Raw genomic sequence first — 18,726 nt, forward strand, 5'->3', positions numbered from 1 at the left:
GGCGCAGCGAAAGCGAGTCTGAATAGGGCGACAGAGTATGATGCATTAGACCCGAAACCCGGCGATCTAGGCATGACCAGGTTGAAGGTGCGGTAACACGCACTGGAGGACCGAACCGTTTAATGTTGAAAAATTATCGGATGAGTTGTGTTTAGGGGTGAAAGGCCAATCAAGCCGGGAAATAGCTGGTTCTCCGCGAAATCTATTGAGGTAGAGCGTCGGATGATTGCCGTTGGGGGTAGAGCACTGGATGGTTGCGGGGGTCGCGAGATCTACCAATACTAACCAAACTCCGAATACCAACGAGTCTAGTCCGGCAGACAGACGGCGGGTGCTAAGGTCCGTCGTCAAAAGGGAAACAGCCCTAACCTACAGCTAAGGTCCCCAAGTCACGTCTAAGTGGGAAAGCATGTGGGATTTCCAAAACAACCAGGAGGTTGGCTTAGAAGCAGCCATCCTTTAAAGAAAGCGTAACAGCTCACTGGTCTAAATAAGAGATCCTGCGGCGAAGATGTAACGGGGCTCAAGACGTGCACCGAAGCTTAGGGTTCAGCGTAAGCTGAGCGGTAGCGGAGCGTTCCGTAGGCCGTTGAAGCGATCTGGTAATGGGTCGTGGAGGTATCGGAAGTGCGAATGCAGACATGAGTAGCGATTAACAGTGTGAGATGCACTGTCGCCGAAATTCCAAGGGTTCCTGCTTAAAGCTAATCTGAGCAGGGTAAGCCGGCCCCTAAGACGAGCCCGAAGGGGGTAGTCGATGGGAACCACGTTAATATTCGTGGGCCTGGAGGTGTGTGACGGATGGCGTAACTTGTCTGGCCTTATTGGATTGGTCCAGGCAGGGAAGTTGTCCCAGGAAATAGCCCCTCCGTATAGACCGTACCCTAAACCGACACAGGTGGAATGGTAGAGTATACCAAGGCGTTTGAGAGAAGTATCCTGAAGGAACTCGGCAAATTGCCTCCGTACCTTCGGAAGAAGGAGGCCCCACATGAAGGCAACTTTTTGTGGGGGGCACAGGCCAGGGGGTAGCGACTGTTTAGCAAAAACACAGGGCTCTGCTAAGTCGGCTTCAAGACGACGTATAGGGCCTGACGCCTGCCCGGTGCCTGAAGGTTAAGAGGAGGAGTGCAAGCTCTGAATTGAAGCCCAGGTAAACGGCGGCCGTAACTATAACGGTCCTAAGGTAGCGAAATTCCTTGTCGGGTAAGTTCCGACCTGCACGAATGGCGTAACGACTTCCCCACTGTCTCCAGGATATGCTCAGCGAAATTGAATTCTCCGTGAAGATGCGGAGTACCCGCGGTTAGACGGAAAGACCCCGTGCACCTTTACTGCAGCTTCAGAGTGGCATTAGGAAAGAACTGTGTAGCATAGGTGGGAGGCTTTGAAGCTTGGGCGCCAGCCCAAGTGGAGCCATAGGTGAAATACCACCCTGTTGTTTTCTGATGTCTAACCTCGCACCGTTATCCGGTGCAGGGACCCTCTGTGGCGGGTAGTTTGACTGGGGCGGTCGCCTCCTAAAGAGTAACGGAGGCGCGCGATGGTGGGCTCAGGACGGTTGGAAACCGTCTGTTAGAGTGCAATGGCATAAGCCCGCCTGACTGCGAGACTGACAAGTCGAGCAGAGACGAAAGTCGGTCATAGTGATCCGGTGGTCCCTCGTGGAAGGGCCATCGCTCAACGGATAAAAGGTACGCCGGGGATAACAGGCTGATGATTCCCAAGAGCTCATATCGACGGAATCGTTTGGCACCTCGATGTCGGCTCATCACATCCTGGGGCTGGAGCAGGTCCCAAGGGTTTGGCTGTTCGCCAATTAAAGTGGTACGTGAGCTGGGTTCAGAACGTCGCGAGACAGTTTGGTCCCTATCTGCCGTGGGCGTCGAAATTTGAGAGGAGTTGACCCTAGTACGAGAGGACCGGGTTGAACATGCCTCTGGTGTACCTGTCGTCCTGCCAAGGGCGCAGCAGGGTAGCTATGCATGGACGGGATAACCGCTGAAAGCATCTAAGCGGGAAGCCTCCCTCAAGATAAGATTTCTTCGAGCGGTCGTAGACCACGACCTTGATAGGCCGGATGTAGAAGTGTGGTAACATATGGAGCTAACCGGTCCTAATTGCTCTGATCGCGCCTGAGAGTCCCACCATCAATGACAACACTGGATACCCCAGCGTCAGACGATGTGGTGATAACCCAGACCAGATACGAATTTGCACGGAAACATCGATTGAAACCCAAAGCGCAAGCTTCATTGCTTGGTGACCATAGCGTCTGTGACCCACCCGATCCCATCCCGAACTCGGCCGTGAAACCAGTCTGCGCCGATGGTACTGTGGCTCAAGCCCCGGAAGAGTAGGGCGTCGCCAGGCATTGCAGCTCGCGCTTTGATACAAATACCCATCACAATAGAAAAACACAGGGCGGCCCCAAAGGCCGCCCTTTTTTGTATCACAAGCAGCGCACGGGCGGATCCTGGTGATACCGGTCGTGCTCCATGCCCGTTCGGTCATCTGTTTGCGACAAGCCGCAAACCTTCCATATCACATATTGTGATCTGCCCGTAACCAACCTCAATCAGCCCGTCCCGCTCGAATGCGGACAAATGGACATTGATCGTCTTGCGCGTGACACCGATCATTTCACCAAGCAATTCTTGACTGAGCCGGATGATCGGGGCTGGCCCCGGAATGGATTCGTGGTGGCCGCCAGCCGCCGCGATCAAGCGAGCAGCGATGCGCTCGCGGGGGCGCAATGAAATCACTTCCGCCGCCATGCGGACCGCGCTCCGCATACATCAGGATGGACGCGGCCCCGACAGCTATGGGAACCAGATGCCGGGGCCGTCCTGCCCCCCTCGGACAGGAGGCGATAAGGTAGCGGCCAAGGGTCAGGGGTTAAAGGGAAATACGATAGTTGACGGGTGGCGACGCTCTATGCCCCCCTCGATGCGGCTGTAGCGCCGATGATAACGCAGGTTCATATACGGGTGAAGCGCCAACGATCGGCCTCGCTCTCATCCGGGACGAAGCGATATCCGTCGCTGTCGAAGCCCCGCATCGCCTCCGCGTCCGTGATATGATGCTCGCACAGCCAGCGGGCCATCATGCCGCTCGGGCCAGGCTCGCGAAACTCGATTTCGATCACCTGGACGCCAGCAAGCTTCCCCTCGACGGCCGCGAAATATTCCTGGCTGGCGAGATTGAGCACGATGCCTGATCCCTCTTCGGCGAGCTGCGCGCGCAGCAGCTTCGCGATGCGATCGCCCCACCAATCGATCAGCCGTTTATGGCCCGGTGCCCAGCGCATGCCCATTTCCAGAGGGTATGGCCGGATGGCGTCAAGCGGCCGGAGCAGGCCATAGAGGCCCGAAAGCATCCGCACATGGCTCTGCGCGAAAGCGATGCCGGCGTCGTCCAGCGTATCCACCTCGAAACCCGTATAGACATCGCCGGCAAAGGCTTAGAGGGCTGGTCGCTCGGGCAGGTCGGGGAAGCCGCGGAAACGTTCCGCATTGAGCTCGGCAAGGCGCGGGGAGATATGCATCGCTTGCCCAGTCGCTCCTCCGTCAGGTCCGCCGCCGATCGCGCGAGCCGTGCACTTCCTCCGCGAAATGCGGTGTCGAAACGGTAAGCGGGGGCAGGGGGCGCTCAAAATCGTGCGATTTGGCGGGAGACAGGAGGGCAATCATCGCGCAGCCGGTAGCGATAGCAGGCACGGGCGTCAAACCGTCGGCCCCGGGCCGCCATTCACTGCCCTGTGTTCGTGCTCACTTCCAATTGTGCTAAACTGCCGACAGGCTAATCAAGGGGGGTGATCGATGCGGGGTTCCGGGCCGTTATGGGGGCTGCTTAATCAGGCCCGCCGCGCCAATCTGGCCGAACAGGGAGCGCCGCCCCCGATCCCATCGCACGAAGGGATCACCCGCCGCCGGATGCTTGCCGTGCTGGGCGGGGCCGCCGCAATTCCGGTGACCGGCTGGCCTGCACCCTGCCGCGCGCGGACCTCCCTGCGCGTCGCCATCATCGGCGGCGGCCTGGCGGGACTGACGGCGCTTGACGCGCTGAGTGCCGCAGGGGTGGCCGCACATCTCTATGAAGCACGGGGCCGTCTTGGCGGACGCGTGCTCACCGCGAACAAGGCGCCCGAACCGGGGCTGAACATCGAGGATGGCGGCAATCTGATCAATAGCGATCATGCCGACATGCTGAGCCTCGCCAAGCGCTTTGGCATCCCGCTGATCGATCGCAAGCCGATGTACACGCATAGTCGCTATGTCGCCGATGGGCGCGTAATCAGCGATGCCAGCCTGATCCGCGACCTGCGTCCGATCGCCGCGCAGATCGGCAGGGATGCCGCAGCGCTTGACGCCGATTATGAAGGTGTCGCGCCCAGGCTGGATGCCATGTCGGTGACGGCTTATCTCGATAATCATACCGTGCTGATGAAGCCGCATATTCGCGCTCTGCTGGAGGCCACGATCCGCACCGAATTCGGCGCGGAGCCGGGCCAAGCCTCGGCGATCGAATTGCTGTTCAACCTGCCGGTGGTGGATGGCAGGCACGCCGAGCTGATTTCTCTTAGTGATGAACGATTCATTCTGATGGGCGGATCATCCACTGTGGTGAAGGCCCTGTCCGCACCGCTGATGCCCAGGATTTCGACTGGTCATGCACTGGTTTCGATCTCGCCGAACGATGGCGGGCTCGATCTGCGCTTCGCCAATGGGAAGATCGATCACGTCGATCGCGTGATTGTCACGGTGCCGGCGCCGCTGATGCGCACGATCGATTATCGCGGCCTGCTTACTGAAGGCTGGGCGGCGGTGGTGGAAGAAATCGAATGTGGCCGCAATGAGAAGATCAACGCAGGCTATGCCGAACGCGTCTGGGAGAAATACACCGGACCGGCAGGCTCGGCCTGGGCTGTCGATAAGGGGGGAGCGGGCATATTCTCCGAATTCTGGGATGCCAGCTCGGGCCAGCCGGGGAACGTCGGCGTCCTGACCTGGTTTTTTGGCGGGGATCAGGTCGATGCGCTGATGGCGGTCGATCCGGAAACCATGTTGCGGCGCGCGGAAGCCGCGATCGCGCCCGCTGTGCCCGGCCTCAACGCACGAACGATGCGGCGCACCGCCTGGGGGAAGGACCCCTATGCCCGCGGCGCCTATTCCACCTTCAAGCCGGGCCAACTCAGCCGGTTTGCGCCATATTTATGGGTGGAAGGGGAGAGCGGCGTCACGCAGCAGGCCGCAGCCGGACCGATCCTGTTTGCAGGCGAGCATCTGTCCGATGCCTTTCCGGGCTATATGAATGGCGGCGCGCAGACCGGCCGGCTGGCGGCCGCCGCGATATTGGCCAGTCTTACGGTCATGGCTTGAAGCGGAGGAGAACCTCCGCTTGCGTTTTCGCAAGACCGATGCTGCTCGTTCAGGGTCTGTTGGCCGCATCCTTGATCGGGAGAATATTCGCATGAACCGCTGGTCTTCAGAACGGGAATTAGTGCCGGCCGCAAGTGGATGGGGCAATGCGCTATCCGTTCCGGCCCGGAAGAGCGCTTTCCTTCTCCTATATGATCAATTGATCGCGGTTTTCGAGGTGGGTATCCGGCACCGCTACGATGCCTCTTGGATTGAGACCGAAGCTTGGGCTGCGACCCGCGACGAGGTGACGGGAGCGAGTGCGCGCTTCGGCGGCAGCTGAGCAAAGCCAAGAATTGGTCAGTCAGTTGACGAAAGCCAGCATAAGCTTCGGCCAACTCTTCCCCGTCATACAGCCGCCTATTTTGACTTCTCTGGAGCAAGCTGTCCGTTATCGCGATGGCGGACAGTATCGGCCGGCTACTTCATTGGTGGGGGAGAGCATGTGTGTAGTTGCCTACCCTTGGGCCGGAAGAAGTGGTCGGGGATGTGCGCACGCAATAGGAGGTTGGCAGCGGATCGATCCAGAATGAAAATGCAAGCGGAGGGGACTGGTTCTACTTGCTGGAAGGCGCCCAGACGATGTCGCCACCTGCTTCCTACATTTGATCAATATCTGTTCAAAGCGCATAGTCGATCTGCGCCCAGAATTTCCGGGTATCGGCATCCCCTGCATAGCTGGCGATCCCCTTGCGCTCATAATCGGCATATTTGACGAGCGCGCTCAGATGCCTGTCGATTTTCAGAGCCACCTGCGCATCATATTCATCGCCATAATGGATCGACAGCCGGTCGCTGTTGAACCGATGATAGACGAAGGACGCCACCAGCGGCCCCGCCTTGCCAATCTTGGGCACGGCATAGCTTGCCCCGGCATAATAGTCCTGAATGCCGGTCCCCGGCGTGGTCAGGAATTTGTCAGCCCAGCCATTGAACTTGTGCAATGTCGCAAAGGGCGTCTGGAAGGCATAACCGCCCGCGATCCCGGTCGCGCCCGGATCCGAACCCAGCAATTCATAGCCGCCCGTCAGCTTGAACGCAGCGACATCCAAACCCAGCTCCGCCGCGACATAGTCCGCCGAATAACGGACCGGATTGGACGCATAGTCGCTCTGCCGCGCATAGCTCGCCAGATAACTGAGCTTCACCTTCTTCGATAAGGGCAGAACGCCCATGAAACGCGCACCATAGGTCTGGCTGCTGTTCCGTCGCAGCGCGACGACGGCCTCATCCTCGTCCACCAGATAGGCAAAGCCGGTCAGCGTCCCCAGCTTGGTCTTGTAGGATATATTGGCAAAGACATTGTCGCCGTCGATGTTCGTCGGCCGGTTGGTCGCGCCGAATTTACCGCCGTCGATGCCCCAGATCGTCCGCGCCGAAATCGCATAGGTGACGTCGACCTTCAGATTCTCAACGCCCATATATTCGACGCGCACCGCATCAAAGGTCTGCTCATTCTGCCGCCAGCCGACTGAACCGACGAAACGCTGATCGTCCAGATTGATCCGTTGCCGCCCGATGGTCACGACCAGCGGCTTGGTGCGGTACTGGATCTGCACCCGGTTGGCCTCGACATTCTCCGGATCGGCGACGATCGGATAGAGCGTCTTGCCATTGACGCCGCTATTATAATCCTTGTCGAGAGCCAGCGTACCCTCCGCCTCAGCCAGGAAAGCGAACGGCCCCTTGGAAATCTCTCCGCCCGCACGCAACCGCATCGTCACCGCATTGGCATCCTGGCTGCTGGTGAGCGGCGCAGGGCCAGCCTGATCAACCGTCTCGTAACGCAGCCGCGCCTCGACGATCGGCTTGAACACCACATCCTGCGCCAGCGCCGGCGCCGCAATTGCGGCCAACCCCATTATTGGGGCCGATGCCGATAACAGGAAAGAAACCTTCTTCATAAATCCCCCTTCATTTGCTCCCGATGGCTTTTCTGGGCCTTTTCAGAGCATCCCCTCCAAGCCGGATTGTCCTGATGTTCAGGCGGCGAGCGTCGCCGGATTGCGGTAGCGTTCGTGCAGGAAATGGATCACGGCCGATCGCGCCTCCGCATATTCAGCCGTGTCGATCGCCTCCAGCCGGTTGCGCGGCCGCGCCAGCGATATGGTCAGGTCTTCCCCGATCCGCGCCGCCGGGCCGTTGGTCATCACCACCACCCGGTCGGCCAGTAGCACCGCCTCATCCACATCATGGGTGATCATCAGCACGGTGTTGTTGAGCCGCGTCTGCAAATCCATGACCACGTCCTGAAGCGCCGCCCGCGTCAGCGCGTCGAGCGCGCCGAAGGGTTCGTCCATCAGCAGCACGCGCGGGTTCATCGCGATGGCGCGGGCGATGCCGACGCGCTGCTTCATGCCGCCGGACAGTTCGCCAGGGCGCTTGCCGGGGCCGTGTCCCGCATGACGGCTTGGTGGCAAGCGACTCAGGGAAGCTGCCATACTCGGTTGAAGAAAGCCGCTCAGCGGAAATCGATCAAAATCGGATGCTTAAGCAATCGTTGCCGCTGCAACGAAGCGACTATGAGCCGTCACTGGGGCCAAACGCCACCTCGCCGCCCGGGCCGAGGTGTTCTTGTGCCGCGAACAACCTGTCAATTCGATCTTGAACCTCTCGTTGCATCGCCTCCTTTCTGATTGCCCGTGGTGCACACTCCATGATCTCGTGCGTGATCACGCCCTTGATCCGGTCGATGGCGTTGTTATCCAACGCACCTGTTTGTTGCAGCTCCCGGCAAAGCTGGAGCAGCCCGGCGGCTGTCGCCTGCGCACGAAGTCCGACATTTGTCAGATCGTAATGGAGCTTCTTCTGATCCGCGTTTTCCGGCATTTTAGGCACCTCTCGTTTCGGCAAGAGAACTAACGCGCGACCGACAAAACGGATGCGCTCATCTACGCTGGCAATATGGCCCGCATGAAGCCGTCTGGAAATGGGCGCGTAGCGGTAATGAACTGCCGGGTAGACTACATCCCATCAGCCGAAACGTTCGGCTGCAGTGACCAACGGTTGCGATGCCGAATAATAAGGGTATTTGGCAATGGCGGATATGCCTTACTCTGCCCGACAACGACTCGGTAGGAGATGATGATGATAGCGTCAGAAGATGCCGATTATCTTTTTCAGCGGACACAAGAGGAAGCCAGCAAGGCCAGAGCAGCGTTTGAGCGTGGCGACGATCAAATGACGATATTCATGCACCGTGAGCAGGCCGTCATGTTTCAGGCCAAGGCAATGTTGATCAAGGATGGTTTTGCCATTCATTAGAGATCGGCGACGCTGCTCGTTTCAGAATTACCCCAACTGCGTCATCGGTATTGGTCTTTTCTGGCTGCCGAGTTTGACGCCGGGTAGCTTCCACCTCAACCAAGCTGCCCACGCCAAATCAACCGATTGCGGAAGTTTGCAGGCCTAAACGGACTGCGCCTAAGTCAATATTTATACCAGACCATCAAAGCTGTAGGCTTCACCGAAGGCGTGGAGAACGGCGCTGATCTCGGTATCCCTCACGGCTATAGCTGCATCCCCAATCGTCATCCAACGGCGGCGTCGCAGAGACATTTCTGGCCATGATTGCAAGACCGATTGCACTGAAAGCGGATAGGCGGTCACGTAGATAGGGACGCTATTGCCGTTCCGCTGTATTTTGTGCTGTCGGTACGTCCCTATTTCAAAGGCGCTAATGACGCCCAATGCTCCGGCTTCCTCAAATGCTTCACGGGCGGCTGATTGGTATGGACGCAAACCGCGCTTGTTTGCGCCCTTGGGCAAAACCCATCGCCCTGAGCGACGTGAACTGACAAGAAGCACCTCCAATGCACCGGAGGAATTATGTCGATAGGGAATAGCCGCCGACTGATATAGCGCGACGATCTGGATGAGAGTTCTCATCCTGTTTGTCGCCGCGCAGACTGACTTTTGTTCATTCATTTGCCCTGTCATCAAGGCGTCATCGTTATCGCTTTTCTATGTTCCTATCTTAGAAAAATAAAGAGAGGACCACTGTGCCGAACTATGCTGGCGATCAGTCCGCGCGGTTGCACAGGATTTACGCTTCGGGGCCAGCATCGGGCATTGATCCGAAGCGCGAGCTGATCGGCCAAGGGGCACTTTGGAAAATGGTTCGGGCGGCGCTCAGCGATCCAGATGGCGAGCTTTGGCGCTACTCGATCGAGACGGGTGGTCACTTGATTGAAAGCGAACAAATCCGCACCATGGGATGCTCTACCTCAAAGGATGGTCATTCTGAGTCACGAAGTTAACCTGCAACGGTGGATGCGACTGCTTGTTGTAATCCCATTACGTGCAAGACCCGGTTCCTTGACCGAGCATTTTTGCAGACACAATGCGTCCCACAAGTGACGCCGCTGTTGAATCTGACTAACGGCGCTTCTTCTAAATTTCTGCCAAGCAATACCGGAAGGAATACCGTGCCGGATAACGCTGTCGATCTGATGCAATTGCACTCTGTTTATCGCGCGCCGAAGATGACTGATGCTCGGCGCGTCTGGGCGTTTGGTACCGAAATCTTGAGCGGCAAGCGCAACACGCCGCGCCAGAGGTATGCCAATCTTTTCAATCTTCATCAACCGTTATCGTAAGGGAAGCGCGCACGGCTTTTCAACAAATATCCGACCGCATGGGGGCGAGGCTCATGGCCGATGCTGGAATGGCCCCTCCCATGCCCTACAGCTGGGCAGAAACTACCCAGCGACCATCGGTAGCAAGTGGCGTGGTGTCGTACGGCGCGCCTGTAGGGCTAGCCAGACGGCCCGTTTCCCGCATCCGGCTCTCGAACAAGACATTACGCCTTCACCCCCAGCGGGCTGCGGCCAAGTCCGGCAGGCGCACGAGGCCGAAGCACTCGTACAGCTCGGGGGGTGTGATAGGTTCCCGCTCGCTTTCGCCTGGTTTTGTATTGAGCGCGTACGCACTGGCAGGATCTGCACGGCAGGGAGATTCCCGGTCGCCTTGTAGATGATCGATGCCTTCGTCCGCCTCAGAGAATGGATACGAAATCCTCGCTGGGCAAGCCAATTCCCGTGACCCACTCATCGGCAAGGCGGGCATATTGCCTTGTGCTTATGTGGGTTCGGACCGATGGCTTTTTCGATGAACGACCCAACACTGATAAATTGATGGCCGGCAGGCGCCAGCGCGCCCGATGCTGGACCACAGAAAACTTCCGTCGCTTGGAAAGACCCAACATGAGTCAGATACGGCGCACATCGGTATAATTCTGCACCATGCTACCGGACAATAAGCGTTTCTTTGGCAGCGCTTCGTCAACACTTTGGCCGCGCTTCACGGTAAACAAGCAGTCATATTGCTATTCTTGGTCGTAGTGCCGGAGAAAGAACCTCATTCGGTGACTTCAAGGAGACTGGTCATGCAATGTGCATTCAAAGCTTCGCTCGTCGGCTTGATGGCCTTAGGCACCCTTGTCACGGTACCGGTCGCATGGGCTGGTTGCGGTGATATCCCGGGCAAGCAGCCCGCATCGTGGAACGAAGGATCGAACGCCCATATGTTGGAGCGGGTCGATTACGGCGCCGCATCGATCGTCGGCATGTGGGCGGTGAAGTTCACCGCAGGCGGCAACCAGGTCGATTTTGGTTACGCCCAGTGGCATTCCGATGGCACCGAACTGATGAACAGCGGCGGCCGCGCGCCCGCAACCCAGAACTTCTGTATGGGTGTGTGGCAACAAACCGGCCCGCGCCGCTATCACCTCAACCATTTCGCGCTGAGCTACGACGTTTCGGGAGCCCTGAACGCGAAGGTAAACATCAAGGAGGACGTGACCGTCGATCCGAACGGTGCAACCTACAGCGGTCCGTTCACAATCGACGTTTACGAGCCTAACACCGGCGCGTTGCTGCAACATCTGGCTGGGCAAGTGACCGGTCAGCGCGTGGCCGCTTACTAATTTGGGTGGTTGCGGCCCCAGCCCTGAACGGCGGGGCCGTACTCCTCATCGATCGCCATGGCGCATCATCGCATCCTGCTGGTTTCGACGGCGTTGCTTTCCCTGTGGTCCACCACATCCGACGCTACGGGTACTCCGCCGCCGATTCCAAGTTGGTTCCAGGCCCAGACAGGGGGTGACAACCAGGCCAGCGGCACCATCGAACCTGTGTCACAAGGGCTGATCGCCGGTGCGGGGGAGATATTCGAAGTGGTGCCGCTCAAATATGCAGATGTGAGCGAGGTCGTGGGGTTGCTCACCGGCAATCAAACGATCAGACCGAACGACGGCTTCAGCCCCCAGGAACCCAATTTCGGCTCGGCGGGGCTGCAGGGTTATTATGGCAGCGGGGGCAACTTGCCCGGATCGCCACTTGTCCCGGTTTCGGGTGGGTTCAACCAGTCGAACGATTCGCTCGGGCGCGCGGTCGATTCCACGATTGGCGTCGATCGGCGACTGAACGCGGTGATCCTACGCGGTCTGCCGTCGCGTCTGGCGGCAATCAAGGACGCGATCGCCAAGCTCGATGTGCCGGTGGCGAGCGTGGTGCTGGAGACCGAATTCGTCGAATTGACTGAGACCGGTGCGCACAACCTCGGTCTCGATTTCAACAACACCAATAACCAGATCGTTTCCGGATATTATACCTTCTCGAAGGGCTTTCCGGGATTCAGCGACACACCGCGAGGCGGCGGCGTGACCGCGAACTTCCAGGTCGCGCTTTATGTGCAGATCGCCAAGGGCGAGGGGCGCATCGTCTCAAAACCGCGCATCTCCGCGCAAAGTGGGGGCACCGCCAAGATCGTTACCGGCGATGCGCTCCCCATCCTGACCTCGATCGCGCTTTCGGGCGTCAACGCGGTACAGCAACAGGTGCAGTATGTGAACGTGGGCGTGACCTTGCAGATTGCCCCTCGCGTCAGCGAAGACGGTTACGTAACCTCGCACTTGTTTGCCGTGGTTTCGAGCGTGACCGGCTATTCCCAAGGTTACCCGACGATCAGCCAGCGCGAAGCTTCGACCTCGGCCACGGTGCGTGACGGGCAGACATTCGTGATCGGGGGCCTGACCCAGGAGAGCAATATCGCCAACCACAGCAAGCTGCCGCTGTTCGGTGACGTTCCGCTGCTCGGCAAGTTGTTCAACACTGAGCACACAAGCCGGACGAAACGAGACCTCTTCATTGTCGTGACACCGCACATCTTGCGGAATCGCGATGAAGCAGGAAAAGTGACATGCGCAGAAGAATGCAGGTAGGGCAGCTATCAGAACGCCTTCGCGATGCCGAACTCTGCGCGCAAGCGCTTCTGGTCATAAAGGTCAATGGTTGAGAAGCAGCGGCTATAGCTAACGCGCAGTGAAGGAGCGAAGCCAGCGATGTTCCAATCTCGTTTGTAGATGCTAGCCGAAACCTGCAGCCGCCAGTCGCGCCTGGTTCCGTTGAATAGTGCGAGCGGCGCATCATTCACCTGCCGGCCGACTTCCAGACCCAGCTGCGGACGCAGGCCCCAGCCAATTTCCTTGAGAACCCCCAAACCGACGCGACCTTGCCAGTTCGACTGACCGGGATCCTCGGCGATGCTGCGCTGGATCGAGCCATAGGCAAAGCCCAGCGCTGAAGGGGAGAGAGCATGGTTGGCTGATAGGATGGCCTCGATATCCCAGCCATCCACATCGGAGCGGCGCGCATAGCCGTTGTGCCGCGCCGAGAGTGAGGCTTCCAGGCTCCACTCGCCGCCGATCACTTTGTCGAAATTGAGCCTGCCGCCAAGGCTGGTGACGAGGCGCCTGCCGCCGAGCCATCGCTCCAATCCCGTCGTCGCCACGCGCAGCCGTCCGCCCGAAAGGCGGAATTCTGGTCCTACCTCGCCGCCGGTGTAGATGTCGTCGAAGTCATGATCGGGATAACGCACCATTCGGCCGTAGATCCCAACGTAAAGCGGCAGTTCACTATCGCGGAACAGGCGGATGCTGGCATCGCCGCCGGCGATGACGCCGGTACCCGTTCGCGAGCGAGCGCCAGGATCGAGCTTGAAGGGGAGACCAAGAATGTCGACCCGCTCCTTGTCCGTCGCCGAATTGATGTTGCTGTCGGGCGCGATGCCGAAGTTGACATTGAAACGCCAGGCGCGCCTCGCGCGGATCGCCTCGCGGAAGCGGGCAATGTTGGCAATAACGGCCTTGGGCGGATGCTGGGCGATTGCGAGCCTGAAGTGATAGTCGGCGTCCTCATCCTTCGCCGCGAGGAACAAGGTCCGGGCAAGTTCGAGCCTAACCCGGACCAGGCTTGGGTCGTCTTCCAGGATCTTGCGGAACATCCACTCCGCCTTGCGATAGTCCTTGCGCGCCAGGGCGATCATGCCATCGAGAAAATCACGCTCGATGCCACCGACATTATCCGTGGCAAGCCGGTCGAGCAGCGTTTGCGCCTCGCCATAGCGCCCGGCATCGATCAATTTCCCAGCGATCGCGACGACCTCCTCGGCCGAAAGATGTTCGAGACGGACCGCCTGGGGCGCAGCAGGCAAACTGCTTTGCGCATCCGCCGAAGATGCCAGCCCCAGGGCGAGGAAGACCAAAACATGTGACGCGTGGCACACGTACAAATCACCGCTTCGGGTTCAGTGTTTCTCGCCGACGAAGTTGCCTCCGACGGTCTTTGCTCCCCAGAAATCTTCGGCCGTGAACTTAAGCACGCCTCCTATTTGCGAAGCTTCGGGGCCGAAAAATCCGCCATTGACCATTCCGGTCATCGGCATGAGCTTGTCAGCAACTGACGCATCCACGCTTTTGCTTGTCAGCGTCCCGACAAGCGCAATATCGAAATCGCCCGTTGCCTTTATCGGCGCCGTTCCACTCGCGTGGAAGCCAAGCGAGTAGAAATTCCCGCCGTACCAGTCAGAGTCCAGAATGGGTAACACATCGAACAGCGCGGAGATCGAGCGCCCGCCAAAGTCGGCGGTCAATGTAAAGTCAGGAACTCCAAAACCTCCTCCGTTCATGTCGGACCAGCCCACTTTCGCGGCATATGTTGCCATGCCCGAGACTGGTATATCCGTCGGAGATGTTCTGTCCCCGTAGACGAAATACATGAATGTGGGATCATCCTTGCTAAAGCTCGTGCCATCAGGTCGTGTCGAGATGGTGAACCCCGACCATGCGCCAAACGACACGTGGCTCAGTCCCGGACCGATGATGAGTTGATGGTGGAATTCCTCGCCCGGCGCAGTGGCTGTGATGGTCGGACTTTGCGGCGTGAATACCGTTTGCGTATAGGGTGAAATGGCTGGATCGATCAGGACCGTGAAGGTCTTGCTCGAAGGTTCGACCATGATCTGGACCTGATCCGGCGAAACTGTCGGCTCGAGGGATTCAAGGGCCCATCCCGGTGCGCCGGAGTGCCGTTCGACCAATGCAATCGTGCTGTAGGTGCTCGCCGTCATGCTTGGAGTTGCCGACAGTGGGGCGACTTCATTGCCTAGGGCAACTGCCGGTGCAGGTGCGGGAGAGGGCGCAGCCGGCGGCGGCGCCGTTGCAATGCTGTTCACTCCGCCGTCGCTACCGTCGCAGCCAGAGATGCCCATGACGTTGGTCAGAAGAATGGCGGAATAGAGATGTTTCCTAATCATTGTCTTTCTCCCCGAACGAATGTTCGCGGTTCCCGGTGAGAAGCATTTAGTTGCGCGTGCCGACAAAGGCGTCGCTCACCCGCGTCGGACCGGAATCACGCTGAAGGGTGAAGACACCACCAACCTGCTCTGCATTGGGGCCGAAGAAGGCCCCATCCATTGCTCCTGTCGCCGCGACGTCGCCTACGGTCCCAGTCAATGGAATGGAAAAGTCGCCCGCCGAAGCGATCTGTCCGGTTCCCTGCGCGTGGATGCTCTGAATGGCCACAAAACCGCCCACAGTATCGCCGATGAGCGATCCTTCACGGTCGAGTTGTGCGGCGATCGACCGCTGGCCGAAATCCGCTGTCAGCCCGATGGCAACGGGGGCGCCTTGTCCAGGAAAGTTCCAATTTGCCTCATCCGTGCTGAAGCCGAGCGATGCGGCCGAATAGGTTGCGGTCCCGGATAGAGGGATTTCCGCTACCGGTGTCCGGTCGCCATGCACGAAGAAAGCTTGCCCCGCGTCGGTCACGACGCCATCCGGCCGGATCGTCCGCCACATCCATTCGCCCAGGGATACGTGCGAAAGGCCGATATTGTAGAACAGAGTGTGCCACAAATGGTTGGCGGAACCAATGGCTTCCGAATTTTCATCACTGCTTTCCGCCGTGCGCTCGACGATGGCGGCTTTTGCCGAGCCATCGGAATAGTGCTCGGTGATGGTTGCCCTATCGCCAAATCTCAGCGGATATTCCTCATGGGCGGTGGTTCCCTGAAAGATGTTGATGAGGGATGCTTTGCCTCCTGGCAGGTCGGTTGAGGCAAATTCGATTGTGTAGGCAACATCGTCCGACGACGGCGTCGTTTGATAAGTTGTTATCCTGACTTCCGATGCTTCCGCCAACCGGATCGTCGATGGGTCACCGATATGCTCGATCAGTGCGATCGTGTCATAGGTTCCCGGCCGGGTGGCAGGTGAAGGGATAGGGCTTGTTGCCCCCATGGTCGAGACAAGGGTCGGCGTGGGAGGGGTCACCGGTCCTGGAGGAGGAGCCGGAACCGACGCGACCTCCCCACCACCGCAAGCAGACAGTATGGCGCAACTCATGAGCCCCACGGCACGCACTATCAGCAGATCGAAGCGGGTTGATGCCGGGTATGCAGGAAAGGATGACATGGTTTCTGTCCTCCCATCGGATGGTGAGGACACTGGCTATCACAGTCAGCACCTGAAGTCCGTGAAAGCCCGCCAAATTGACAATGAAGCTTTGCCAAAGAGGCGCGACTGGAGCCGTCAGTGGGACAGGCGCAAGGTCAGCCCGATCCGTCGTCCCTCACCGACGATGAGGTCTATAGGGCGCGGAATTCCCAAATAGAAAGTGGGAGGACGACCCGCCGCGACCCGGATATAATGGTCATTGCCAAGGTTGGTACCCCACAGCTCGACTGATACTGCACCGAAACTGCAGGATATCCCCCCATCTACCAGCGTCCGCTCACCATAATAGAGGCCGTTGATCGCGCGTTCATAGACATTGCCCTGATGGCTGGCTGACAAACGCAACCGCAAGCCATAGCGGCGACCGAACGCGGGGGACAGTGCAAGTCCGGAGGTCCAACTCGTCCGTGCTGCCCGAAAGACCCTGTTCCCGGAAATATCGGGCACGAGTTGGCCGGAGTTGATCAGACTCGGGCGGAGCGAACAAAAACTGGATGTCGTCACGCCCAAGCTCAGGCCGCAAAAGGCACTGCTGCCCGGATCTTCGCTGCCCGCCTTGAACCGGGGATTGGTGAAGCTATAGGCGACATCCCATCGCAGCCAAGGCGCGGGCGCCAGCTCGGCATCGATTTCGACCCCCTGGGTATGGATGCCAGTGGTGTTGCGCTGGATCAGCGTGTTGACGCCGGGGCTGCTCGACAGGCCCAATATCTGGCTGTTGTGCCAGTTGATGTCGTAGACGGTCGTTCGGAGCGATTGGATAAATCCAGTACCAGCATATTTGACGCCCATTTCTGCGGTCCAGTTGGTCTCAGGTTCAAATGTCCGCTCGCTCGGCAAAAGATTGGGCACCGCATTGATCCCACCCGAGCGCGCGCCCCGTGCATAAGACAAAAAGGCGAGCCAACCTTCCTTTGGACGATAGTCGACGCCAATCCGCGGCGTGACATAGTGGAAATTTCTGGCTTCCGCGCCGGTACCGGAGCTGGTGCCGAAATTGGCTATCCGGCTGTCGATCCTGACCCTTTCCCAGCTGATCCTAACTTCCGCCCTAAGCCGCAGCGGTTCGCTCAGATGATAATCGGCTGTTGCGAAGAGAGCGATGGTCCGGCGGCGCTCCACCGAATCGTTCTGGACCAGTTGGAGCGTGTCTGGATTATCGACAAGGGCGGAATTGATGGCGGCGGGCGCGCCGACGCGCTGCGGGTTCGACAGGACGAGCGAGCTGAACCGCTCATTCGCGGCCAAGCCACCGGTTTCGGCGCCATATGCGACCCTGGCAGGCGGCTGGGTCTGCAATCGGCCCGACGTCCAGAATATCTCCGCGCCGACCTGCCAGCCAAGGCGGCGCTCCCCGCTCCCGATGAGCCGCAGCTCCTGGGAAATTTCCCGCGCCGATAGCGATCGCCTCTGCACGATATTGACCTGCTGTAGCCGGACCACCGGGATCGTCAGGCTGCCAATGCCGGTGCAATTCACGCCAACCAGACAGACGCCATAGGTTTCACCATCGGCGCTGCCGTCAAAATCCCTGAAGCTGTCGGACCGTGAACGATAGTAGCTGCTGTCGGACCGCAACTCGACTTCGCCCGCATCCAGCGCCAGATGGAGTGCGATTTGTCCGGTCCGCGTGCGGCTGTCGGGAATGTCAGGCGACAGGGCGACAGGGCCGGTGACGGGCGCCCGCCCGCAGAAGTAGCTCCATACGCCCGAAGCTGGATCTCGGCTGCCGCAATTGAAATCATGATAGTCGAGCGTGAAGAAGGGCGGCTGGTTTGACCGGGCCATAGCATAGCGCATTGCCAACTGGGCGCTTAATGGCCCCGTGTCATCGCGGGTTGCAATGCTGGCCGCCATGGCAAAGCGCCGCCAGCTGCCAAGCGGCTGACCGGGCCGCGCGCCATTTTCCACCGTTCCGTCTGCTGCCCGGACGGATGCGGCGAGACGCATCTTGAACAGGGCATTGAGCGGCCCCGAAATCACGCCCCGAACTCCCTGCAGGCCGTCCGTCCCGACCTCGGCCGTCCCCTTCATCATCAACGCCTCGGTCGGTTGGGCAGGGACATAATGGATGAGGCCCGCAAAGCTGCTGTGGCCGAACATGGCGCTTTGCGGACCGCGCACTACCTCTATCCGCTCAAGGTCGAGGGGCTCGATATCGGTCGCGTCCCGATTGGCCTGATAGACGCCGTCGACAAACATGCCGACATTGTCACCGGCAGCACTGGGCTGCTGCTGGCCGCGAAGGGCGGGAAAGGAATTGGCGCCGCCCCAAATGGCTTCGAAGGACAGGCCCGGCACATGATTGGCCAGCATCTGTAGACCATCCACGCCGCCCGAACCGATGTTTTGGGCCGGAATGACGTCGACCGCCAGCGGTACATCCTCCGAGCGCTCCTCAAGCCGCCGGGCAGTGACGACAATATGCGCTGCCTCGCGCTCTTCCGCACCGGCAGGTGGCGCCATCATTGCGGCGGCAAACAAGGTCAGTTGAAGGCCGCCTGACAATCT

The 18,726-nt window shown here is 59.2% G+C and carries 16 protein-coding genes, 2 rRNA genes and 2 pseudogenes (1 of these 20 running past the window's edge); 9 read left to right on the top strand and 11 right to left on the bottom strand.

Annotation, left to right across the window (positions count from 1 at the left end; genetic code table 11):
* A 23S ribosomal RNA gene (locus tag HUK73_RS22975) occupies positions 1–2,140 on the top strand (it extends 651 nt beyond the left edge of the window).
* A 118-nt stretch (positions 2,141–2,258) separates the two neighbouring features.
* A 5S ribosomal RNA gene (rrf, locus tag HUK73_RS22980) occupies positions 2,259–2,373 on the top strand.
* A gap of 137 nt (positions 2,374–2,510) precedes the next feature.
* On the opposite strand, the gene HUK73_RS22985 is transcribed toward rrf, so the two are convergent.
* Positions 2,511–2,777: a helix-turn-helix domain-containing protein gene (locus HUK73_RS22985; protein WP_255326508.1), complete on the bottom strand. Its 267-nt coding sequence runs from the start codon at positions 2,775–2,777 to the stop codon at positions 2,511–2,513.
* 203 nt (positions 2,778–2,980) lie between these two features.
* A pseudogene (locus HUK73_RS22990) lies at positions 2,981–3,692 on the bottom strand (YaaA family protein).
* 129 nt (positions 3,693–3,821) lie between these two features.
* On the opposite strand from HUK73_RS22990, the gene HUK73_RS22995 reads away from it, so the two are divergent.
* Both HUK73_RS22995 and HUK73_RS23000 read left to right on the top strand, forming a co-directional pair.
* Positions 3,822–5,381, top strand: a complete 1,560-nt coding sequence (locus HUK73_RS22995; protein WP_176594109.1) for an NAD(P)/FAD-dependent oxidoreductase — start codon at positions 3,822–3,824, stop codon at positions 5,379–5,381.
* Positions 5,382–5,400: 19 nt separating this feature from the next.
* Positions 5,401–5,703 carry a hypothetical protein gene (locus tag HUK73_RS23000; RefSeq protein ID WP_176594110.1) on the top strand — a complete coding sequence of 101 codons (303 nt, stop codon included), beginning with the start codon at positions 5,401–5,403 and terminating at the stop codon, positions 5,701–5,703.
* Between the two features lie 337 nt (positions 5,704–6,040).
* Here HUK73_RS23000 and HUK73_RS23005 read toward each other — a convergent pair whose 3' ends face one another.
* From HUK73_RS23005 to HUK73_RS23015, 3 genes are all read right to left on the bottom strand, one after another.
* Positions 6,041–7,324 (bottom strand): alginate export family protein, encoded by a 1,284-nt coding sequence (locus HUK73_RS23005; RefSeq protein ID WP_176594111.1) that lies wholly within the window; start codon positions 7,322–7,324, stop codon positions 6,041–6,043.
* A gap of 78 nt (positions 7,325–7,402) precedes the next feature.
* The gene (locus HUK73_RS23010) at positions 7,403–7,861 is read right to left on the bottom strand and encodes an ABC transporter ATP-binding protein (RefSeq protein ID WP_255326509.1); all 459 of its coding nucleotides are present in this window, start codon (positions 7,859–7,861) and stop codon (positions 7,403–7,405) included.
* Positions 7,862–7,940: 79 nt separating this feature from the next.
* Positions 7,941–8,249 carry a hypothetical protein gene (locus HUK73_RS23015; RefSeq protein ID WP_176594112.1) on the bottom strand — a complete coding sequence of 103 codons (309 nt, stop codon included), beginning with the start codon at positions 8,247–8,249 and terminating at the stop codon, positions 7,941–7,943.
* A gap of 252 nt (positions 8,250–8,501) precedes the next feature.
* Here HUK73_RS23015 and HUK73_RS23020 point away from each other — a divergent pair, with 252 nt between their 5' ends.
* The gene (locus HUK73_RS23020) at positions 8,502–8,684 is read left to right on the top strand and encodes a hypothetical protein (RefSeq protein WP_176594113.1); all 183 of its coding nucleotides are present in this window, start codon (positions 8,502–8,504) and stop codon (positions 8,682–8,684) included.
* 171 nt (positions 8,685–8,855) lie between these two features.
* Here the strand turns inward: HUK73_RS23020 and HUK73_RS23025 are convergent, their stop codons facing one another.
* Complete coding sequence (locus HUK73_RS23025) at positions 8,856–9,347, bottom strand: NUDIX hydrolase (RefSeq protein ID WP_176594114.1); 492 nt, start codon at positions 9,345–9,347, stop codon at positions 8,856–8,858.
* 74 nt (positions 9,348–9,421) lie between these two features.
* On the opposite strand from HUK73_RS23025, the gene HUK73_RS23030 reads away from it, so the two are divergent.
* Together HUK73_RS23030 and HUK73_RS23035 are read left to right on the top strand one after the other, a co-directional pair.
* Positions 9,422–9,679, top strand: a complete 258-nt coding sequence (locus tag HUK73_RS23030; protein WP_176594115.1) for a hypothetical protein — start codon at positions 9,422–9,424, stop codon at positions 9,677–9,679.
* Positions 9,680–9,775: 96 nt separating this feature from the next.
* Entirely contained in the window at positions 9,776–10,018 is a 243-nt protein-coding gene (locus HUK73_RS23035) for a hypothetical protein (RefSeq protein WP_176594116.1), read from the top strand.
* Between the two features lie 336 nt (positions 10,019–10,354).
* Here the strand turns inward: HUK73_RS23035 and HUK73_RS26970 are convergent.
* Positions 10,355–10,506 (bottom strand): annotated as a pseudogene (locus HUK73_RS26970) (integrase); the annotation flags it as partial.
* Between the two features lie 300 nt (positions 10,507–10,806).
* Here HUK73_RS26970 and HUK73_RS23040 point away from each other — a divergent pair.
* Together HUK73_RS23040 and HUK73_RS23045 are read left to right on the top strand one after the other, a co-directional pair.
* Positions 10,807–11,346: a hypothetical protein gene (locus tag HUK73_RS23040; protein ID WP_176594117.1), complete on the top strand. Its 540-nt coding sequence runs from the start codon at positions 10,807–10,809 to the stop codon at positions 11,344–11,346.
* 57 nt (positions 11,347–11,403) lie between these two features.
* Positions 11,404–12,642: a type II secretion system protein GspD gene (locus HUK73_RS23045; RefSeq protein ID WP_176594118.1), complete on the top strand. Its 1,239-nt coding sequence runs from the start codon at positions 11,404–11,406 to the stop codon at positions 12,640–12,642.
* An 8-nt stretch (positions 12,643–12,650) separates the two neighbouring features.
* On the opposite strand, the gene HUK73_RS23050 is transcribed toward HUK73_RS23045, so the two are convergent.
* The 4 genes from HUK73_RS23050 to HUK73_RS23065 all read right to left on the bottom strand — a co-directional run bounded on the left by HUK73_RS23050 (position 12,651) and on the right by HUK73_RS23065 (position 18,684).
* A complete protein-coding gene (locus HUK73_RS23050) occupies positions 12,651–13,745 on the bottom strand; it encodes a surface lipoprotein assembly modifier (protein WP_176594119.1) in 1,095 nt (364 codons plus the stop codon).
* A 261-nt stretch (positions 13,746–14,006) separates the two neighbouring features.
* The gene (locus tag HUK73_RS23055; protein WP_176594120.1) at positions 14,007–15,014 is read right to left on the bottom strand and encodes a hypothetical protein; all 1,008 of its coding nucleotides are present in this window, start codon (positions 15,012–15,014) and stop codon (positions 14,007–14,009) included.
* Between the two features lie 46 nt (positions 15,015–15,060).
* Positions 15,061–16,032, bottom strand: a complete 972-nt coding sequence (locus HUK73_RS27310; protein WP_176594121.1) for a transferrin-binding protein-like solute binding protein — start codon at positions 16,030–16,032, stop codon at positions 15,061–15,063.
* A 258-nt stretch (positions 16,033–16,290) separates the two neighbouring features.
* Entirely contained in the window at positions 16,291–18,684 is a 2,394-nt protein-coding gene (locus tag HUK73_RS23065; RefSeq protein ID WP_176594122.1) for a TonB-dependent receptor, read from the bottom strand.
* Positions 18,685–18,726 lie beyond the last annotated feature (42 nt).

The organism is Sphingobium sp. EM0848, assembly GCF_013375555.1.
Classification (GTDB): Bacteria; Pseudomonadota; Alphaproteobacteria; order Sphingomonadales; family Sphingomonadaceae; genus Sphingobium.

What these genes read in the sequence shown, in the direction of transcription:
- HUK73_RS22985 (WP_255326508.1), bottom strand. Translation starts at nt 2,777, where the DNA reads ATGGCGGCGGAAGTGATTTCATTGCGCCCCCGCGAGCGCATCGCTGCT.
- HUK73_RS22995 (WP_176594109.1), top strand. Translation starts at nt 3,822, where the DNA reads ATGCGGGGTTCCGGGCCGTTATGGGGGCTGCTTAATCAGGCCCGCCGC.
- HUK73_RS23005 (WP_176594111.1), bottom strand. Translation starts at nt 7,324, where the DNA reads ATGAAGAAGGTTTCTTTCCTGTTATCGGCATCGGCCCCAATAATGGGG.
- HUK73_RS23010 (WP_255326509.1), bottom strand. Translation starts at nt 7,861, where the DNA reads ATGGCAGCTTCCCTGAGTCGCTTGCCACCAAGCCGTCATGCGGGACAC.
- HUK73_RS23015 (WP_176594112.1), bottom strand. Translation starts at nt 8,249, where the DNA reads ATGCCGGAAAACGCGGATCAGAAGAAGCTCCATTACGATCTGACAAAT.
- HUK73_RS23020 (WP_176594113.1), top strand. Translation starts at nt 8,502, where the DNA reads ATGATGATGATAGCGTCAGAAGATGCCGATTATCTTTTTCAGCGGACA.
- HUK73_RS23025 (WP_176594114.1), bottom strand. Translation starts at nt 9,347, where the DNA reads ATGAATGAACAAAAGTCAGTCTGCGCGGCGACAAACAGGATGAGAACT.
- HUK73_RS23040 (WP_176594117.1), top strand. Translation starts at nt 10,807, where the DNA reads ATGCAATGTGCATTCAAAGCTTCGCTCGTCGGCTTGATGGCCTTAGGC.
- HUK73_RS23045 (WP_176594118.1), top strand. Translation starts at nt 11,404, where the DNA reads ATGGCGCATCATCGCATCCTGCTGGTTTCGACGGCGTTGCTTTCCCTG.
- HUK73_RS23050 (WP_176594119.1), bottom strand. Translation starts at nt 13,745, where the DNA reads ATGATCGCCCTGGCGCGCAAGGACTATCGCAAGGCGGAGTGGATGTTC.
- HUK73_RS23055 (WP_176594120.1), bottom strand. Translation starts at nt 15,014, where the DNA reads ATGATTAGGAAACATCTCTATTCCGCCATTCTTCTGACCAACGTCATG.
- HUK73_RS23065 (WP_176594122.1), bottom strand. Translation starts at nt 18,684, where the DNA reads ATGATGGCGCCACCTGCCGGTGCGGAAGAGCGCGAGGCAGCGCATATT.